At 40.7% G+C, this 19,003-nt stretch carries 12 protein-coding genes; 10 read left to right on the forward strand and 2 right to left on the reverse strand.

What is annotated here, in order from left to right; translation table 11 throughout:
* The first annotated feature begins 82 nt into the window (after positions 1-82).
* The 7 genes from DRW42_RS27940 to DRW42_RS27980 all read left to right on the forward strand — a co-directional run bounded on the left by DRW42_RS27940 (position 83) and on the right by DRW42_RS27980 (position 10,785).
* Entirely contained in the window at positions 83-1,012 is a 930-nt protein-coding gene (locus tag DRW42_RS27940; RefSeq protein WP_208643665.1) for a tyrosine-type recombinase/integrase, read from the forward strand.
* Positions 1,013-1,103: 91 nt separating this feature from the next.
* Positions 1,104-3,983 carry a type I restriction endonuclease subunit R gene (locus DRW42_RS27945; RefSeq protein WP_208643666.1) on the forward strand — a complete coding sequence of 960 codons (2,880 nt, stop codon included), beginning with the start codon at positions 1,104-1,106 and terminating at the stop codon, positions 3,981-3,983.
* A 901-nt stretch (positions 3,984-4,884) separates the two neighbouring features.
* Positions 4,885-5,919, forward strand: a complete 1,035-nt coding sequence (locus DRW42_RS27960) for a phosphoribosyltransferase-like protein (protein ID WP_113952156.1) — start codon at positions 4,885-4,887, stop codon at positions 5,917-5,919.
* The gene (locus DRW42_RS27965; protein WP_113952157.1) at positions 5,909-6,520 is read left to right on the forward strand and encodes an NADAR family protein; all 612 of its coding nucleotides are present in this window, start codon (positions 5,909-5,911) and stop codon (positions 6,518-6,520) included. Before DRW42_RS27960 ends, DRW42_RS27965 begins: the two co-directional genes overlap by 11 nt.
* Positions 6,510-7,232 (forward strand): restriction endonuclease subunit S, encoded by a 723-nt coding sequence (locus DRW42_RS27970; protein ID WP_208643667.1) that lies wholly within the window; start codon positions 6,510-6,512, stop codon positions 7,230-7,232. Before DRW42_RS27965 ends, DRW42_RS27970 begins: the two co-directional genes overlap by 11 nt.
* Before the next feature lie 935 nt (positions 7,233-8,167).
* Complete coding sequence (locus tag DRW42_RS27975; protein WP_113952159.1) at positions 8,168-9,226, forward strand: protein kinase domain-containing protein; 1,059 nt, start codon at positions 8,168-8,170, stop codon at positions 9,224-9,226.
* Positions 9,217-10,785, forward strand: coding sequence for a tetratricopeptide repeat protein (locus DRW42_RS27980; RefSeq protein WP_113952160.1), 1,569 nt, complete (start codon positions 9,217-9,219; stop codon positions 10,783-10,785). The genes DRW42_RS27975 and DRW42_RS27980 overlap by 10 nt, the downstream gene beginning before the upstream one ends.
* Positions 10,786-11,731: 946 nt before the next feature.
* On the opposite strand, the gene DRW42_RS27985 is transcribed toward DRW42_RS27980, so the two are convergent.
* Together DRW42_RS27985 and DRW42_RS27990 are read right to left on the reverse strand one after the other, a co-directional pair.
* Positions 11,732-12,118 carry a hypothetical protein gene (locus tag DRW42_RS27985; RefSeq protein ID WP_113952161.1) on the reverse strand — a complete coding sequence of 129 codons (387 nt, stop codon included), beginning with the start codon at positions 12,116-12,118 and terminating at the stop codon, positions 11,732-11,734.
* Between the two features lie 845 nt (positions 12,119-12,963).
* Complete coding sequence (locus tag DRW42_RS27990) at positions 12,964-13,275, reverse strand: hypothetical protein (RefSeq protein WP_113952162.1); 312 nt, start codon at positions 13,273-13,275, stop codon at positions 12,964-12,966.
* 25 nt (positions 13,276-13,300) lie between these two features.
* Here DRW42_RS27990 and DRW42_RS27995 point away from each other — a divergent pair, with 25 nt between their 5' ends.
* From DRW42_RS27995 to DRW42_RS28005, 3 genes are all read left to right on the forward strand, one after another.
* The gene (locus DRW42_RS27995) at positions 13,301-14,683 is read left to right on the forward strand and encodes a TlpA family protein disulfide reductase (RefSeq protein WP_113952163.1); all 1,383 of its coding nucleotides are present in this window, start codon (positions 13,301-13,303) and stop codon (positions 14,681-14,683) included.
* Between the two features lie 18 nt (positions 14,684-14,701).
* Positions 14,702-17,920, forward strand: a complete 3,219-nt coding sequence (locus DRW42_RS28000) for a SusC/RagA family TonB-linked outer membrane protein (RefSeq protein ID WP_113952164.1) — start codon at positions 14,702-14,704, stop codon at positions 17,918-17,920.
* A gap of 13 nt (positions 17,921-17,933) precedes the next feature.
* The coding region (locus tag DRW42_RS28005; RefSeq protein ID WP_147243823.1) for a RagB/SusD family nutrient uptake outer membrane protein at positions 17,934-19,003 on the forward strand (1,070 nt) is incomplete at its 3' end.

Raw genomic sequence — 19,003 nt, forward strand, 5'->3', positions numbered from 1 at the left:
CCCGGAAATCTCAAATTTGGAACATTGGGGACTTTTTAATTCATTTCTGTTTTCTACCTTTTAGGTTTTTAACCTATAAAACATGATGACACCAAAAAACAAAATCGCCGAAGTTATTAAACTATGGATGGCTGACAAAAAACATTACATCAAAAAGTCTAGCTTTTCAGCCTATGTATTACTTATTGAAAACCATCTTTTACCATCATTTGGAGAATATTATCATATTTCCGAGGCTGATGTTCAACGTTTTGTGTTACAGAAAATTGATCATGGGTTAAGTCAGAAATCAATTAAAGATATTTTGATCGTACTGAAAATGATTTTGAAGTTTGGCGCCAAGCTGGGACTTCAGGAATATAAGCCCTTTGATATACAATTTCCTGTTGACCGGGTGATGAAAACTGCAGATGTTCTCAATAGGGTGGATCAGAAGAAAGTGATGGCCTATGTCGAGGATAATTTTACTTTTAAGAATCTGGGGATATTTATAAGCCTCAGTGCGGGGGTGCGTATTGGAGAGCTGTGTGCGTTGACTTGGGAAGATATAGATACTGACACTGGCGTTATCAGGGTGAGAAAAACCATTCAACGTATTTATGTTATTGATGAGGGTGAGCGGAGGACTGAACTAATCCTGGATAGCCCAAAAACCAAGAATTCAATACGTGATATTCCGATGAGCCGGGATCTTTTGCGGCTTTTGAAGCCAATGAAAAAGATTGTCAAAAGTACTTTTTTTGTGCTGACCAATGAAGCGAAGCCGACCGAACCTCGTACCTATAGGAGTTATTACATGAAACTTATGAAGGAACTGAATATGCCTAAACTGAAATTTCACGGGTTGCGGCATAGTTTTGCGACCAGGTGTATTGAAAGCAAATGCGACTATAAAACTGTTAGCGTATTGCTTGGCCATTCCAATATCAGCACAACATTGAATCTATATGTGCATCCAGATCATGAACAGAAAAAGAAATGTATTGATCAGATGTTCCGTGCACTGCGGTAGTCTATTATGAAAGTAATTTTCGAGGATTGGAACTGGGTATGAATGACCTACCAGCCTTTTTTATACATTTCTTTTCCAATCCTCGAATAGTATGTTTACTTTCACCTCAAGCTTTCAACATATGTCAAAACAGTCAGAACAGATCTTAGAGGAGCAGCTTGTGGTACAGTTGCAAAAGCTGGGCTACCAGTTTATTTCCATTGCCAATGAGAAATCATTGCTCTCAAATTTGAAAGCGCAACTGGAGAGGCACAATGGGATTACTTTTTCAATTGACGAATTTGAAAAGGTACTGAATATATTGAACAAAGGTTCTGTTTTTGAAAAAGCCAAACTCTTGCGAGAAAAGAAACACCATATCATCCGTGATAATGGTGATAATCTTTATTTCGAATTTCTCAATGTGGAGCACTGGTGCCAGAACCAATACCAGATTACTAATCAGATAAGTCAGGAGGGGCAATATAAAAATAGATATGATGTTACTATATTGATTAATGGCTTTCCAATGGTTCAGATTGAACTCAAAAGGCGGGGGCTGGAAATGAAGGAGGCATTTAACCAGATCAACAGATACCAGAAGCACAGTTTCGGTGCAGGCCAGGGACTGTTTTATTTTGTACAGCTTTTTGTAATCAGCAACGGGGTTAATACCAAATATTTCTCCAACTTCGGCATCCATAAACAAGAATACCTGCAGACTTTTCAGTGGACAGATGAGCACAATAATCCGCTGAATAACTTATTGAATGAATTCACAGATGTCTTTCTGGAACCGTGCCACGTCAGTAAGATGATATGCAAATATATCGTGCTAAATGAAACCGAGAAAAGACTAATGGTGCTCAGGCCTTATCAATATTATGCGGTTGAGAATATTCTTAAAAAAGTTATTGATAATACTGTACTCAATGGCTATGATATTCAAAAGAACGGCTATGTATGGCATACAACAGGAAGCGGTAAAACGCTGACAAGCTTTAAGGCCAGTCAGATTCTTGCCAAAATACCCGCAATTAAAAAGGTTGTGTTTGTCGTGGATAGAAAAGACCTTGACTATCAGACCAATCAGGAGTACGATAAATTCAGTAAGGGCTGTGTTAGTGCGGCGGATAATACGGAAGACCTTATACGTAAATTTAACGATCCCGATATTCCAATCATCGTTACAACAATACAGAAACTAAATAATGCCATTTCCGGTCGTAACATTGCGAAAATGGCAAAAATCCGCAATCAACGGATGGTATTTATCTTTGATGAATGCCATAGGTCACAGTTTGGAGATACACATAAAAACATCGTGTCGTTTTTTGATAATATCCAGCTTTTCGGCTTCACCGGTACCCCAATACTTGCCGAAAATGCTGATGGCGAAAAAACAACCTCTAGTCTGTTTGGCAAATGCCTGCACAAATATGTCATCACTGATGCAATAAGGGATGAGAACGTACTGCGTTTCTCTGTGGAATATGTCCAGACCTTCAAGAAGAAGGAACATATCATAGATCTCAAAGTTGAAGACATTAACGAGGCAGAAGTATTTGAGGCGCCGGAACGCAAAGAAGCGATCGTGGATTACATAATAGAGTATCATCCTCAAAAGAGCCAGAAGGGCAGCTTCTGTGCGATGATGTGTGTGCAGGATATTGATGCGGTCATCCAATATTATGAAATTTTTAGGAAGAAGGCACAACTTGGTGAGCATCAATTGAAAGTGGCAACCATTTTCAGTTTTGCGCAGAACGAAGAAGAAATCAATTTTGATATTGCTGATTCAAGGGAATCTGGAGTGAATGGTATCAAGCCGCACCGCAGAGAGCTCCTGGATAATTACATTGTTGATTTTAATAAATTATTTGGCACCTCGCATAGCACAAAGGACAGTCTAAGTTTCTATAATTATTACAACGACATTGCCAAGAAGGCAAAATTCAACGAACTCGATATTTTATTGGTCGCCAATATGTTTCTAACCGGATTCGATAGCAAATATGTCAATACACTTTATGTGGACAAGAATCTTCGCTATCATGGCCTGGTACAAGCCTTTAGTCGAACGAACAGAACTTTCGACAAGAATAAGACTCAGGGAAATATCGTATGTTTCCGTAACCTAAAGGATCGAACAGATGAGGCAATTACCCTTTTCAGCAACAAGGATGCGATAGACGAAATCATAGTTGAGCCTTATAGCCATTATGTTGAGATTTTTAACAGTATAGGAGAACAAATGCTCGAGCTTGTGCCAAGCGTTGAGGACGTGGATAAACTTTACACTGAGGAAGATCAGATGAAGTTCATCCTGGCATTCCGCGCGATCATGCGCCTGCATAAAAAAATGAGCCATTACAGTGAGTTTGATTGGGAGGATCTGTGCATTGACGAACAGTTGTTTGCGGACTACAGCAGTAAGTATCAGGATATCAAAGACCGAATTGTTCACAAAAGCCCAGGTGAAAAGGCATCTATACTCGACGACATTGATTTTGAGCTGGAATTGATCAGAAGGGATACGATAAATGTAACCTACATTGTACAGCTGTTGATCAAGCTAAAATCCAAGAACAACAAGGCGGACAGAAAATCGATAGAGGAAGAGATATCTAATTTATTGAGTACCCAGGTATCGTTGCGCAGCAAACGTGAGCTGATAGACCGGTTTATTTCAGAAAACCTACCAAAGATCGAAGACACGGGGGATATTGTTCCCGAGTTTGAGAAATTCTGGGGGGAGGAACAAAAAAAAGAGTTTTCTAAATTGGTGGAAGAGGAAAGTCTTTCGGCCGAAAAAACGGAAAAACTGATTGAAAACTATCTGTTTGCGGAACGTGAGCCGCTTCTGGATGAGGTACTTAAACTTATTGATGGTGAAAAACCCACACTCTTGCAACGTAAAAAGTTGGGGGAAAGGATTATATTGCGTATTAAAAGTTTTGTGGATACTTTCATGAACGGCATGGCGGCATAGTTGGTTGGCTATATCTAGTACGGAGGGAAAATGTTTATAGTTGAATGATGTCGTACACTTTTGGGTTCTTCCTCAATTTTGGTGGTCAATCCGGTGCTAACACCAATCTTTTCCTGAGTAAATCGAAGCTTGCCCTTCCGTGCATTTGACCTTTGATAGTTTCAGTTTGTTACCATTGCCTTCGACTGGGCCATTGCTCCAGTGTAGATTGATAGCATTTACAATGGATTGAAGATCAGAAATATCCTTGTGGCAAAACTTTGCACTCTGCAATAACTGAATGTTTAGCTTCTGCAATCCACGCATTCAATTCACTGCCTGTTTTATTTTCAATCAATTCTCGGAATTTTTTCCGCTCACGCGCTTTGGGTGAAGACTTCAAGGTATGATGTCAGAATCCAATGCATCTTCTTTCTGGCCTGTTCAACTCTTATGAAGTTCCGGAGTGATATATAGGGTTGAGGCTGGGCAATAACGTATAATGATATACCTAAAAGTAAGTATTGTTTTTCAGACTTATATTGGCTTTCTTCCCCAATAAATGATTTCATAATGAAAGCTATACCTAAAATAAATGCTGAATACGGAAAACCGTAAGAACGGTCATTATGAAAGGTTTAGATTTACATATATCAATAATATAAAGAACAATGAAATAGGTTGAATTAGAATACTTACTACTTGTTGACAATACCTTTAAGGTTTATAAAGCGCCCGGAACAAATCTAGATGAGATCATTAAACTTTATACCAGAAGTAGGAGTGTCAAAAGTATAACTAATCCATGTTAGCGAGCCATTTCGATGGAAACCGCTATAGTTGTTTATATTGTTATTTGTAATTCAAAATTGTTTCTGAATGAAACCAATGATTTATTGTTAAAATCTAAGATGTAAGTTAAATGGATGAATTAGCAGCTCTCATAGTTGATTTAATAAAAGACTATCGCAACGATGATGAAATTTTTATAGATAAGGACCATGTTATTCGTTGGGTAAATCAATTTGACGAGCATGATCGACAATTTATGTTGGAAGAATTTTATCACATTCTACCTAAATCTTATATTTCGAGAGCATTAGTGGTTCGAGAATTTGAACAAATCTTCAAATATTTAGCCGAACACAATAAATACAATGATATCAAGTCGTTCCTTAAAGATTCGAGGTTCTTAAGTTGTCAGTCAGAAAAAAAAAGTCAAACTAAGTTATTGGAATTCCTGACTGAAATTTGCATGAAACAATTTGGCTTTTCAATCAACCAGAGCAATAGTGAAAATATTAAGTTTTGGATTTACGTCGATGATGTGCTGGCTTCAGGGGGTACGTTCAAAAGAGATATAAATAAAGAGATATTAGCCTATGGAAACCAGGAATTTCAAAACCAAGGAATTGAATTAATACCAATCTTTTTCTTTTTACACACTTGGGGATATAACGTTGTCAAATATAGTCTTTCTCAGAATTTCGGGGGAGTCTTTAACTCATTATCCTTCCATAGGGTTTATGAAATAGAAAATGATCCACGAATAAACTATTATAATAGCAGTCCTAAATTTAATCATGTCTATCCTATAAAACCAGATGACTGCGATTATTTCGAGAAATATTTACAATCACTGGAAGCCGCAAACCATGAGACATATGCTTATCGTGAAAAGAGGAGGCCGGGAAGAGAAGATTTTTATTCTTCACCCGAAAATAGAAATCGTTATGAACAAATTATACTGAAAAAAGGTATCGAAATTTTATCAAGAGCTGAACACTTGAGCCCATCTACCCGTCCGCTTGGACTAGGATATCCCAGTTACAAAACTTTCGGAACTGGAAGCCATGCATTCACATGGAGGAATATTTCTAACACATGTCCAATAATTTATTGGTGGGAAAACCATAATTGGATACCTTTGTTCTCTGTAGCAAACCGTGGAAGATAATAAGAATCAAACTAGAAGATACCTCAAAGGAGAATGTATTACCTTTCGTAGTACTAAAGGTGAATTTGGTGGCTTATCTAACATGGCACCAGGTTTTCCTGTAAGAATTGGTAATCTGATTATAAGTAATATAGAAAATTTATACCAGGCAAGTAAATACCCAAAGTACTTTGATATTCAAAAAAGAATTTTGGGTTCTTCAAGCCCGATGTATGCTAAAAAAATATCGCGCCTGCATATTAAATGCGAGAGACCAGATTGGAATTTAGTTAGATTCAGAATAATGCGCTTCTGTTTACAAATAAAACTTCAGCAAAATTTAAAACAATTTTCTGACATTTTATCTTCAACGGGGAATCTGCCTATCGTAGAATATACTGATACTGATAAAATTTGGGGTGCCGTTGATTGTGGTGATTATTATGAAGGCGTTAATGCTCTTGGTAGACTGTTAATGGAGCTTAGAGAAAAAATTAAGGAACCTGAATTACATATTATAGATAAACCTAAAGTAAATGATTTTTTTATTTTGGAATATGATTTGCAGATAATGGATAATTACATAAACTACAAAAATATTATTAACAAACTTGATATATAGTTCCGGAATCGCATGTTTCCCGGGGAATCCTATAGATCTGGAAATAGGTCGCATTACCAGACTAAAAAAATATCTATTAGAAACCGGTTTAAATAATTACGTTCTTGCACCGGAGGAGGAAAATGCATTAATAGACTTCCCAAATGAAAAATTTCAAGACTTTAGCGTCGTAGATGTTTTTCATGTAAGAAATACAAAAAATATACTTTATAGTGATATTATTGAAAATAGTGGAGATATTCCTTATTTGTGTGCTAGTGCAGATAACAACGCAGTAAGTTCGTATATTTCTTATGACCCAAAATATTTAGATAAAGGTAACTGCGTATTCATTGGAGGAAAGACTTTCGTTGTTACATATCAAGAAAATGATTTTTATTCGAACGATAGTCATAATTTAGTTTTGGATATGAAAGAAGAAAAAAAGAAAAACAAATTGAATCAGTTGTATTTAGCGACTTGCATAGAAAAAAGTTTGGGTTATAAATATTCTTGGGGAGATAGTATTAGTAAGTCGAAGATACGGAGCGATGTGGTTTCGTTACCCGCTGCAAATAACAAACCTAAATATGAGCTAATGAATGTTTTCGCTTCAGCAATTAATAAGTTGGTTATAAAAAGGGTCATACAGTATGTTGACAAGAAAATCGATAGTTCAGAAGTATTTATTATTATCACTAATCAAAAAATTAATGCCTCACATATTAAGTAACATAAAAATTCAAAATTTTAAATCCAAACGGAGTCTGTATGGGCAAAATTTATCGATGATTTAGATGCCTCAAATTTGCAAACGCTTTTGCCAAACGACCATGCAGAAATTGCAGAATGTGTTAATTGGATATTAACGTAGAAAATGTGAACGTTGGAGTTTTGCTTATAAAATACTCCAACGTATCTGCGTATTTCGGCGAAAGTCCCCCCTCCGTTTTAGACCAAACTGGCCGCCAATTTGATGACCGGGTTGTAGCATAAAAGTTCCTTTCCCTCTGAACAAATATAGGCTGACGATTTTCAACTTTTCCTCAAGGCCAAGTTCCCCGGACTGCCNATTTTCAACTTTTCCTCAAGGCCAAGTTCCCCGGACTGCCTGTTTTCAGGGATGCTCATCCCTTTAAATTTCAGCCTACCAAAGAATCTATCCGAAACACCTTAAAAAAGTGCTCAAAGGCGTTCAGAATGGTCTCTTGACCCAAGGCTTAGCTGAGGCTTGTCTTTTCGAACCTATGACTTTGAACTAGCTCTAAATAAATACTTGATTAGGAAATACTTTGAGAAGAAAATCAGATCAAGAGATCAGCGCGGCCAGTTTGCTCCGAAACAGGCGGCCACGATGGAGCGAAACAGGGGGACACTTTAAAAGCGAAATGCGCGGCCATTGCGCGGCAGTTTGTTGTGAATAAGATATAAGCATACACGCGAAAGGTGTGTATACTTTTGTCGAAATATGAAAACTTGGCTAATTAAAAATATCTCTTCAGAATGCCGAAAGGATGCTGACGGTTTAAACACTTGTCTCAAAAAAAAATGGATTCTTAAACAAATGCAGTTTAAGAAAATTTGGCAATTGTTTCCATGGTAGAAACGTGCAAAATTTGTTTTATATTAGGTGCTAATAATTGTTCCGGAAATTAACAACGCTCAAAAATGGTAATCAATGACAATGCAGCATACGCTCTAAAAGGTAGGATTTTAAAAGGTAAATGGGAAGTAACTGAAAGAATCGAATCGAAACCGGGTTCAACGGGAGGCTTTTTTAGCGTTTGTTACAAAGTGTCTGATGGGGAGAATATAGCTTTTCTAAAGGCTATCAATTTCGTAGCTTTCTTTCAAATATTTAAAGGGAGAAGCATTATGGACATATTAGCTGAACAAACCAATGCCTTTAACTTTGAAAAAAATCTCCTTCTTCGTTGCAAATCAAAAAATCTTTCTAAAGTTTCAACCATTTTAGATGAAGGTGAGGAATTTGTTGAGGGATTTACAATCAACAATGTTCCCTATCTAATATTTGAGATGGCTGATGGAGATCTTAGATCAAGAATTACATTTAATAACGAAGTGGAATTGGCTTGGAAGTTAAGATCTTTACATAATGTAAGTATAGGATTGAAACAATTACATAGCGTTAAAATAGGGCATCAAGATCTTAAACCGTCTAATGTCCTCTTATATGAAACAGGAATAACGAGCAAGATCGGAGACTTGGGGCGCTCATTGTGTGACGATATTGAAGCCCCTCATGAAGAGCTTGGAAATTTTACGGGCGACTTTTCCTATGCTCCGCCAGAATTTTTGTATGGCTTTATAGAACCAGACTGGAATAAGCGTATAAGAGCAACTGATCTATACTTATTTGGCAGCTTAGTTTCTTTTTATTTCACTGGGATAAATATGACTGCATTAATTGGAAAAAACATTGATATTCAATTCAGGTGGGATAAGTGGGGAGGTTCTTTTGATGGTGTAAAGGATTATCTGGTCGACGCATTTTACAAAAGTATAGCAGAAGTAAAAGCATCAATTTCAAATAAAAATTTAGGAGATGAAATTGCTACACTTTTATCAATTTCATGTTATCCATACCCTAGTAAAAGAGGTCATCCCCGTAGTATCTCGCAATTAGGCAGTCAATATGATTTCGAAAGGATTATAACAAAACTAGACGTTTTAACCAGGAAAGCAGAATTAGATTTATGGCGCTGATATTTGAAGAAGAAGACCGCACGGTGGTTCCAAACTGGAGGGATTTTGCCAGAACATTAAAGCTAAATGAATTAGCGAACACTTCTCATGCGCCTTTAATCGATATAAATATATCACGTGCTGTCAATGATTGGAGAAACGAAAAAAATATTGGTGTTGCTGCCGACTTAGTGAGTTCCGCTTTTATTTCCGGCAAGACAAATCTTCCAGAGGTAGATGAGGCTATAAAATTTGTCATAAAAAATGGTGAAAGTACCTCTCTAATAACCCTTGCGAAAGAAATTAATGGTGCTACAAAGGAAGGTCGAGGTAATGAAGATTTTCTGGGTAATAATATCAAAATAAACTCCGCCAATTACGATGAATTAGAATATCCAGAGGATTCTAGGCTATACAGGTTAATCAATAAAACTAAAACTCAAGCAAGACAACAGCTACATAATCCAATACCGTGGGTTGAACTTGCACGCTTGTATTCAATTTTTGGGCATTTTGACAAGGCTGATAGTGCTATGATTATTGCAGTTCAGCTGGCCCCAAACAATAGGTTTGTTTTAAGATCCGCAACTCGATTATGGGCCCATCCTAAACATTATGATAAGGCGTTGTATTATTTGAGAAAAAGTCAACTCACACAGTATGATCCATGGCTAATTTCTGCGCATATCGCAACGTCTACCTTGATGAAAAGATATTCACCTCTGTTAAAGAAAGGTGAAGGTATTATATCTTCTAAAAATTTTTCAAATTTTGACTTGACTGAATTAGCAAGTTCAATTGGTACGTTTCAATTCAACGAAGGCGCGTTCAAGCAATCTCGATCCAATTTCGATCTATCAATTAAATCTCCAAATGATAATTCGTTAGCACAAATGGAATGGATTTCTAAACGTGATGGCAGGTTTGATTTTAACCTATCAAATTTTAAAAATGTTAATAACACATTCGAAGCATTCGCCATCGAGCAGAACGAAAAAGGTGATTGGGAAGGTGCTTTTGTAAATACGTTAAAATGGTTCTTTGATTTGCCATATACTGTTAGACCTGTATTGATGGGCTCTTATATTGCAAGTTATTTTCTAAAGAGGCAAGACTTAGCAATTGATTTATGTAAGGCTGGTCTTAAAGCTAATCCAAATGACTTCACAATTCTAAATAATTTGATTTATGCTTATGCATTAGATAATCGGCTACATCAGTGTTCAAACTATGTTGACCAATATAGGAAAATTAAATTAAGCGAAATACCGAATGACTGGAAAGTGACATTTCTAGCTACGAATGGTCTTATTGAGTTCCAGATGGGTAATATTGAATTTGGGAAGAAATTATATGAAAATGCGATTGAATTTGCCCTTAAACTGAAGAGTGGCAATTTGCTTTTACATGCATATATAAACTATGCAAAAGTCCTTATTAACCATAATTGTAGCGAGAAGCATGTTGTGGTTAATAGATTGAAAGAATTAAAAATAGACAAAGGCAGTATTCGAGATAAAGAACTTTTTTTACTTAGGGAGGAAGTTCTGACTTTATACGCTAAAAATATTTTCCTGTAAGTGAAAGATACTGTTAAAGTAAGCGATTTGTTTTTGTCCTTTTACTTTTATCGATGTGAAATTTTAGAAACTTTTTATCTAAACTGTGCCAAAAGCTGTTGGAATTCTTTAGTTCCATTTTTCTCTTTCCCTTTAAAATGTTTGTCTTTGGAGTTTATTGGATAGGTATATTTAAAAGTTTCAAGTGTTGCAATTACTAGTTTTTGCAACACTTATAAGATCTATGATATTTGCCAAAGTGCCATTTGAATCCCGTTGGTTAAATTAAATCATCGAAGGTCTTCTTAAAATTTTCTCATAAACAATATCCCGATGGAATTCTAAAACTGTCTTATGATGACGAATTTGTCGCTGTCAAATTTCCTTGCAAATTGAATTTTACAGGGGTAAAAACCAAAGCACTCCAGCTATTTATTATCCGTTTTAGATATGGCTTTGGAACAAGGCATAGGGAAATTTTCATGGAACTTTTTATTTTTTAACAGAAAAGATCGCACCCCGGCGAATATTATTATCATAATTAATAAAAATTATGATAATAATATTATTTTAAATAAATGTCAATAGCTTCATTAAAAGTACATCTCAAAACAGATTAAAAAACATTTTTATTACACCAGAGCTAATAAAGCATTTCAATAATAGTGATCAGGAATTATTTCTTTTAAAAAGAGAAAGTTTGATTAAGGCTTCGGAAAAAGATTTTGTTACCAATTTCGGTATGAATTACGATACTGAATCAGAGTTACTTACTTTTAGGAAACTAAATTTCCAGTTTACGCAATTGCATTTAATTCATAACCAATAATATACATTTTAAGATAGGGATGTGTTTCTATAGCAACGATCTCATAAAAGGCTATTTTTTTTTCCTTCAATTATTCTCTGATTGGGATATTTCTTGGACCTTAGGCTTAAATCATATTAAACAAAAAAAATCCCAAGCTTATTTCAGATTTAATCTCATTTTGTAATTATTAACAAATTCTCTTAGTTTCGTTACCATTTCAGGATTATTAACCTCCTTATAGCCACCTTCACTGTCTGTCACTTTAATTTTTTTTGTAAGTCCTGTGGCAAGCAGCCTCTTATATTCGCTTTGCAATGCTGCTGGAAGTCCTGTTTGTTTTCTTGACTGTGAAGTAAGCAACTCTTTGTTGTCAACTTCTAAAATTTCTCCCAATTCATTTAGACGTTTTAAACTGGGTTGAGCAATATTTGAATTCCATTTGCTTATTGTCGTATCATCAACGTCTAAATATAATGCCAACGCGGCAACTTGAAGAGGAGAATTCTTAACGGATTTTGCGATATTATTTATTTTATCAGACATTTTATCTTAAAAAAAACTTGCATAATAGTCAAGTAATATTTATATTTGTTTAGTAATTAGTTTAATAGCGACAAAGAAAGCAAGGGATATATCTTGCTTTTACGATGTCACTCATGAAAGAAAACCGTCAAACTTTCCACATGAGGTGATCGTGAGTTCGCCGTATCTATTGAGTTTTGCTATCTTCGTGATATCTTATATTCAATAGGGCGACGCTCATGTAAGTCTTTTGTGGAACTTAAGTCTTTGACTTAAGCGGTTCTTGACGGTACCTCTTTCAAAAGCATTGGGTTTCGCCCTATTAGTTTTTTGCCAATATGGTTTGATTCTGCTTTTGTTGAGTACGCATCGTTTTACATAAAAACAACCGTTTATGAAAACGAAAAAATTAAGCGCCTTTGGTTTGTACCACTTCGGGGAAGGGGTACTCCGGTTCTCCCTTAAACTCTTTTTAAAGAACGTTATTTGTTCTCCGTCGTAATACGCGCTGGATTTTTCCGAGTATAAAATAGCCCAAAGAAAACAGGGGTTGGTGTGATGAGAGCGCACTGATTCCCGGTGGGTTAATTTAGCTTGGTGCCAGCCCTTTATTGCTGTTTAGGCAAGGGTGCATTACTATGGTTATTCGCATTCCCAAGGTAGGTATCTTTTTTCTAATACGCAATACGGTTTACTGTATCTGCATATTTTTATGTGGAGGGGCTGGTTTTTGTTTGTTTTTTTTTCTAACATCAATATAAACCGGAGCGTATGGGCTTAAATGAAAAGTTTCTTTTTGACTGGCTGTATGCTTTAAAGCCGAAGAATCCTGTTTGAGGGGGGGCAGGGCAGGCGGGACCTAATGGTTAATGATTCTTATGGGTTCTTTGATAATGCAGCCTGCCTTGTTTCTTTTGTTTCTTTTTTTTGGTTCTTTTTCTTTTGGCTTTTGCCTTTGGTTTTTTGCATTTGCCTTTGGGTTTTGCCTTGGCTTTAGAATTTTTTTCCTGATTTCTGTTTTTTAAAAAATTAACGGCTTTGCCGTAAGGGGAGTGTTGTGTCCGGATTTTTTGGGCTGGGCTTCCTGCTGTGTTATCGTCCGCGAAGGGTAATGCAGCGAATGGCGGGGCTGCTGCGGGATTTTGTTCCGGGGTGGTCTCTGCTTTTTTGTCAATCAATTTTAACTAAACCAGTAACCAGATTATGAAAATTTATGATAAATATTTACCGCTCTTTTTTCTCTGTTGGGCGTTTTTGTATAGCCCTTTTGCGGTGTTGCCTGTCTTTCCGCAGGGGGTGAATAAGGGGGAGGTGGTGGACCTGACGGCTAGGGGTGTGGCGGTCGGGGAGAAGGTGCCGGATCTTTTGATAGAGAATCTCCACGGATATGTAGGTGGGGATGGTAAGGCGGTGTCGTCTGTTAAGCTTTCGTCTTTTAGGGGGAAGCTGGTGATCCTGGATTTCTGGGCAACATGGTGTGGCGCCTGCGTGGGGATGATGCCGGTGATTGACTCGCTGCAGCAGGTTTTTGATGGGAAGGTGCAGTTTATTTCGGTGACGGATGAGCCGGAGAAGGTGGCGGTGCCGTTTTTGCGGAAGTTGAATCCTTCTGGTTCTGTGGTGCCTTTTGTGACTGCTGACAAAGTACTTAAGGCTGCTTTTCCGCACCGTCTGCTGCCGCATTATGTGTGGATTGATGGGGATGGTGTGGTGGTTGCCATCACGGCGCTGGAGCAGGTGAGCGGCAGGCAGATCAAAAAGGTGCTTATGGGATCGGCTGCTGGGATCCGTCAAAAAAGGGATCTTGCTGTGGCTTATGACCCAAACAAGCCGATGTTTCTCGATGGGAACGGTGGTAATGGTAAGGGGCTTTTGTTCCACAGTATGCTGACGCGTTGGGGGGATGGGTTGCAGATGGGTTCATGGGTTAATCCGGCGCTTGGTAAAGCTTCGGTGAAGAACCTTGGGGTGAAGGAGATGTATGCGGCGGCTTTTAGTGAGCGGGTTATTATTGGTAAACACCGTATGGTGTTTGATATGAAGGATCCCGGTCTGATCCGTTATTCTCATGACACCAGGGATAACCAGGAAAGTGAGGATTGGATGAGGAAAAATATGTTCTGTTATGAGCTCATTTTGCCTCAGGGGCAGGGTGCGATGCTGCGATCGCATATGGTCGGGGATTTAAGGAGGCTTTTTCCCTGGGTTTCGGCCGATACGGTTTCAATGGAGACGATGTGTACGGTGCTGGTGAGTACGGGGGATAATTCGGCGATGAGGGCTAAAGGCTCGGCGCGTTCGATTGATATCGACAATATGGGAATCGCGGTGAAGGCGATGGGGATCGTTTCGCTGACCAGCAGGCTGGACATGATATACCTGCAGGAGCATCCTTACCCGGTGGTGGATGGTTCGGGTATTACTTTTCCGGTGGACTTTCAATTGGATTGTGATCTTTCGAGCGTGCCTTCGATAAATAAGGCGCTGGAGAAATATAACCTTAAACTGGTGGACAAGCGGTTTAAGACTTTGATGCTGGTGTTTAAGGATGTTCCTGTGAGTGACATGGGTTCTCGTTCAAAATAATTTTTGTAATCTTTTATAATGAGGTTATGTATCTACATGATATTGTTCTCCGTTCTGGGAACGGGGAATGTTTTTTCGCAGGTGTTGCTGAAGGGCAGGGTGGTTTCGGCGGGGTCGGGGATGGCGGTAAAGGGGGCGACTGTTGCGGTCGGGGAGGTGAAAACGGTTTCTTCTGATCAGGGTGGCTTTGTGCTTCGCTTGCCGGCTCGTGATCGTTCCGGGGCTGTTTCTTCGCGGGCGGTGTTAAGGGTGAGCTGCGTGGGTTATGCGGATTTGGTGAGGGTGCTGGATGGGGTGCAGAGGGATAGTTTGGTGCTGCGCCTGGTACCGGGGGAGAATGTCCTGGAGGAGGTGACGGTGAGTACGGGGTATAACAGGCTGCCAAGGGAGAGGGCTACAGGATCTTTTGTGCAGGTGGATAACAGACTGCTGGAGCGTTCGGTGAGTACGAACATTACGGACAGGCTCCGTGATGTGGTGCCGGGGCTGATCTTTAACCGGACGAAGGGTCTTGCGGCCAGTGAGGTCTCTATCGGGATCCGTGGGCAGAGTACGCTTTTTGCGAATTCGCAGCCGCTGGTCGTGCTTGATAATTTTCCGTATGACGGGGATATATCGAATATCAATCCCAATGATATTGAGAGTATCACGGTGCTCAAGGATGCGGCTGCGGCTTCGATCTGGGGGGCGCGTTCGGGTAACGGGGTGATTGTGCTGACCTCGAAACGTGCCCGTAAGGGGCAGGCTTTACAGGTAGGTGCGGTGGCGAATGTCATATTTTCCCCGCAGGCTGACCTGACGCGGAATTTATCGATGTCTTCTGCGGATTTTATCCTGGTGGAAAAGCTGTTGTTTGCAAAGGGTTTTTATTCAGGGACTGAAAGTTCAGTGGTACGTGCGCCGCTGACCCCGGTGGTGGAGCTGCTGATCGCGCGGCGGGACGGTAAAATTTCTGCGGCTGATGCCGATGCACAGATTGCGGCGCTGGAGGGGGTGGATGTCCGAAGGGAATATATGGACCATCTGGGGACCTCGGCGCTCTCGCGTCAGTATTCGGCGAACCTTTCGGGTTCAGCAGGGCTAAGCAGTTATTATTTTTCGGCTGGTCTTGATGATAACAGGCTTTCTGACAGGCTGAACAGTTATCAGCGGATGAGCCTGAATTTTTCGGACCGCTTCGGTTTTTTATCCGACAGGCTGGTGCTGGATGTAAAGCTGCTGTTTTCAAGGTCGGTGTCTTCGAGGCCGAATGATGGGTTTTCTTCGCTGCGGATGTCGCCATCGCAGCTGATTTATCCTTATGCGCACTTTGCGAATGATGATGGCGAGGCGCTTGCTGTGGTAAAGGATTTCCGCTCGGGGTTTGTGAACACTGCGGTGGCAAACGGCTATCTCGACTGGGCTTACCGGCCTGTGGAGGATGTGGGCTTCAGGGATAAGCGGAGCGAGGGGCTGGATTACAGGTTCAATACGGTGCTGCGTTACAGGGTCATAAAGGGGCTGGAGGCGGAAGCAAATTTTCAGTACGGTAAGCTTTCCGGAACGGGCAGCGATCTTTTTTCGCAGGATAGTTATTTTGCGCGTAACCTGATCAACAGGTTTTCCCAGGTGTCGCCGGGGGTTACCTCGGTGTATCCTCTGCCGCTGGGCGGGATTATGGACAGGTCGGCAAGCAGTTTAAGGACCTTTAATTTCAGGGGGCAGCTGAACTACAGGGCTTCTGTTTCGGATTTCGAGCTAAGCAGCCTTGCGGGTTATGAATGGCGGGATTTAGAGGGGGAGTCGTTTACAAACCGTTTTTACGGGTATAACCCCCTGAATGCAACCAGTGCGGCGGTGGATTATGTGGGATCTTACCCGCAGTCTTATTATCCTCCCCTGACCGGTGTGATCCCGGGGTCGGATGGGATTTCGGGTACGGCGGACCGGTTTCTTTCTTATTATGGAAATGCTGCGCTTTCCTATAAAGGCCGCTATACGCTATCGGGAAGTGTGCGCTTGGATAAAAGTAACCTGTTTGGGGTGAGTGCCAACCTGAAAGGGGTGCCGCTGTGGTCTATGGGGCTGATGTGGAATGTGGCGAAAGAAGCGTTTTATGGTGCCGATTTTTTGCCGGTGCTGCGCTTTCGTTTAAGCTACGGCTATAACGGTAATATTGATAAAAACCTTTCCGCGCTGACTACTGCCAGGTATTTTAACGGACAGACGACCCTTACCAGGCAGCCTTATGCGGTGGTACTCAATCCGCCCAATCCTGAGCTGCGCTGGGAGCGGGTAAAGATTTTTAATGCGGGTATTGACTTTGGCTCCAAAGGGAACCGGGTTTCGGGGACCCTGGAGATATACCGCAAAACCGGTCTTGACCTGATCACCGATATGCCTTTTGCGCCTTCTACAGGGGTGACGCTTTTCAGGGGAAATATGGCCAATACGCGGGTGCAGGGCCTGGACTTTAATGTGAATACGGTGAACACTGCGGGGAAATGGTACTGGACCAGCGGGTTCTGGATGAGTTATGCCAGTGAGAAGGTGACTAAATTTTTTCCGAGTTCACTTTCCACTGCGGGCAATTACGCCCAGTCTGCTGATGCGGGTACGCTGCCAAGGGAAGGGTATCCCCTGTATGGGGTCTATTCTTATCCTTATGCAGGGCTTGATGCTTCGGGGGAGCCGATGGGTTATCTCAACGGCGTGCTTTCTACGGATTATCAGGCCATTTTTGCTTCCACAGGGATTAACGATATGATCTATAGCGGACCGGCGAAACCGGTGGTATTTGGTTCGCTGATGAATACCCTGAGGTTTAAAGGATTTGGGATTTCTGCAAATATTTCATACCGGCTCGGATATTATTTTAAACGGAATTCTGTCGGTTATACTTCAATCCTTATGGGGCAGGGAGGAAATATGGACTTTGCTTTGCGATGGCAGCATCCGGGTGATGAGGCGTTTACCCAGGTTCCCCGGTTACCCGAATCGGCCAGTACAAACAGGGATAATATGTACCTGTTGAGTAATGTGCTGGTAGAGCGTGGTGACCATGTGCGCCTGCAGGATGTGAGGCTGTCTTATGATCTTGAGGCGAGTAAGGTGAGTTTTTTGAGGTCTGCGCAGGTTTATGTTTATGCATCCAATTTGGGGATCATCTGGCGGGCGAACAAAAAAGGGATAGATCCGGATTTTCAGGGGATCCCGCAACCTGTTTCGCTTGCGGCAGGCATAAAAATAAACCTTTAACTAAAATTGTTTAATGATGAAAAAGTATCAGAAATATATTGTGATTTTTTGTGGGCTGTTTTCTGTTTTCGCGGTTTTTCCTTCCTGTAAAAAAGGTTACCTGGATGAAAAACCGAGCAGGTCGCTCACTGTTCCTACTACCCCGGCGGACATGCAGGCGCTGCTGGACAACCTTGATGTCATGAACGTTTCCCCGGGCCTGCCGCAGTTGGCAACGGATGATTTTCTGCTTTCGGATGCCGCTTTTGCTTCGCTGAGTTTTTCGGACGAACGCAATGTATATGTGTGGGAAAAAGAGGTATTCAGCTCGCCTACATGCGCAGAATGGGTTGCCGGATGGCAGCAGGTATTTTATGCCAATATCGTACTGGATGCGCTGGGGGCGAGATCAGATGATGGGCAGGAGCCTTTGCGCAGGATCAAAGGGGCAGCGCTTTTTTTCAGGGCGATGGCTTATTATCAGCTCTGCCAGATGTTTACCCGTCCTTTCTCTCCTGCAGGTGCTGCAGGTGATAAGGGGCTTCCCATCAGGGAAGTAGCGGATGTGAACCAAAATCCGCCCAGGGCTACACTTTTGCAAACCTACAATTTTATGCTTGCCGATCTGACGCTGGCGGCTGATCTGCTGCCTGAAAAATCTGAGTTTAAAAGCAGGCCGAATAAAGTTGCTGCGCTGGCATTGCTGGCAAGGATTTCTCTGCTGATGCAGGATTATGCAAAGGCTTATGAATATTCGGACCGTTCGATTAAGCTGTACGGGGTTTTGATCAATTACAATACTTTAAACACTGCATCCGCCAGGCCTTTTCCTGCTGTGCTGCCACGGGGCAACGATGAGGTCCTTTTTTATGCAGCCCAGGTTTCCTATTCCTATATGGGCTTCATGAGCTCTTCGGTAAATGTCAATCCGATGCTTTATTCGAGTTATGATGGGAATGATTTGCGCAAGGTGCTTTTTTTTAATGCATCGGGAAAAAACTTCAAGGGTAACTATAATAATGTGAGCAGGCTTTTTGGCGGGATAGCGAATGATGAGGTTTATCTGATCAGGGCGGAATCGCTGATCAGGCTGGGAAGGGTGAG

Source organism: Pedobacter miscanthi (assembly GCF_003315595.1).
Classification (GTDB): domain Bacteria; phylum Bacteroidota; class Bacteroidia; order Sphingobacteriales; family Sphingobacteriaceae; genus Pedobacter; species Pedobacter miscanthi.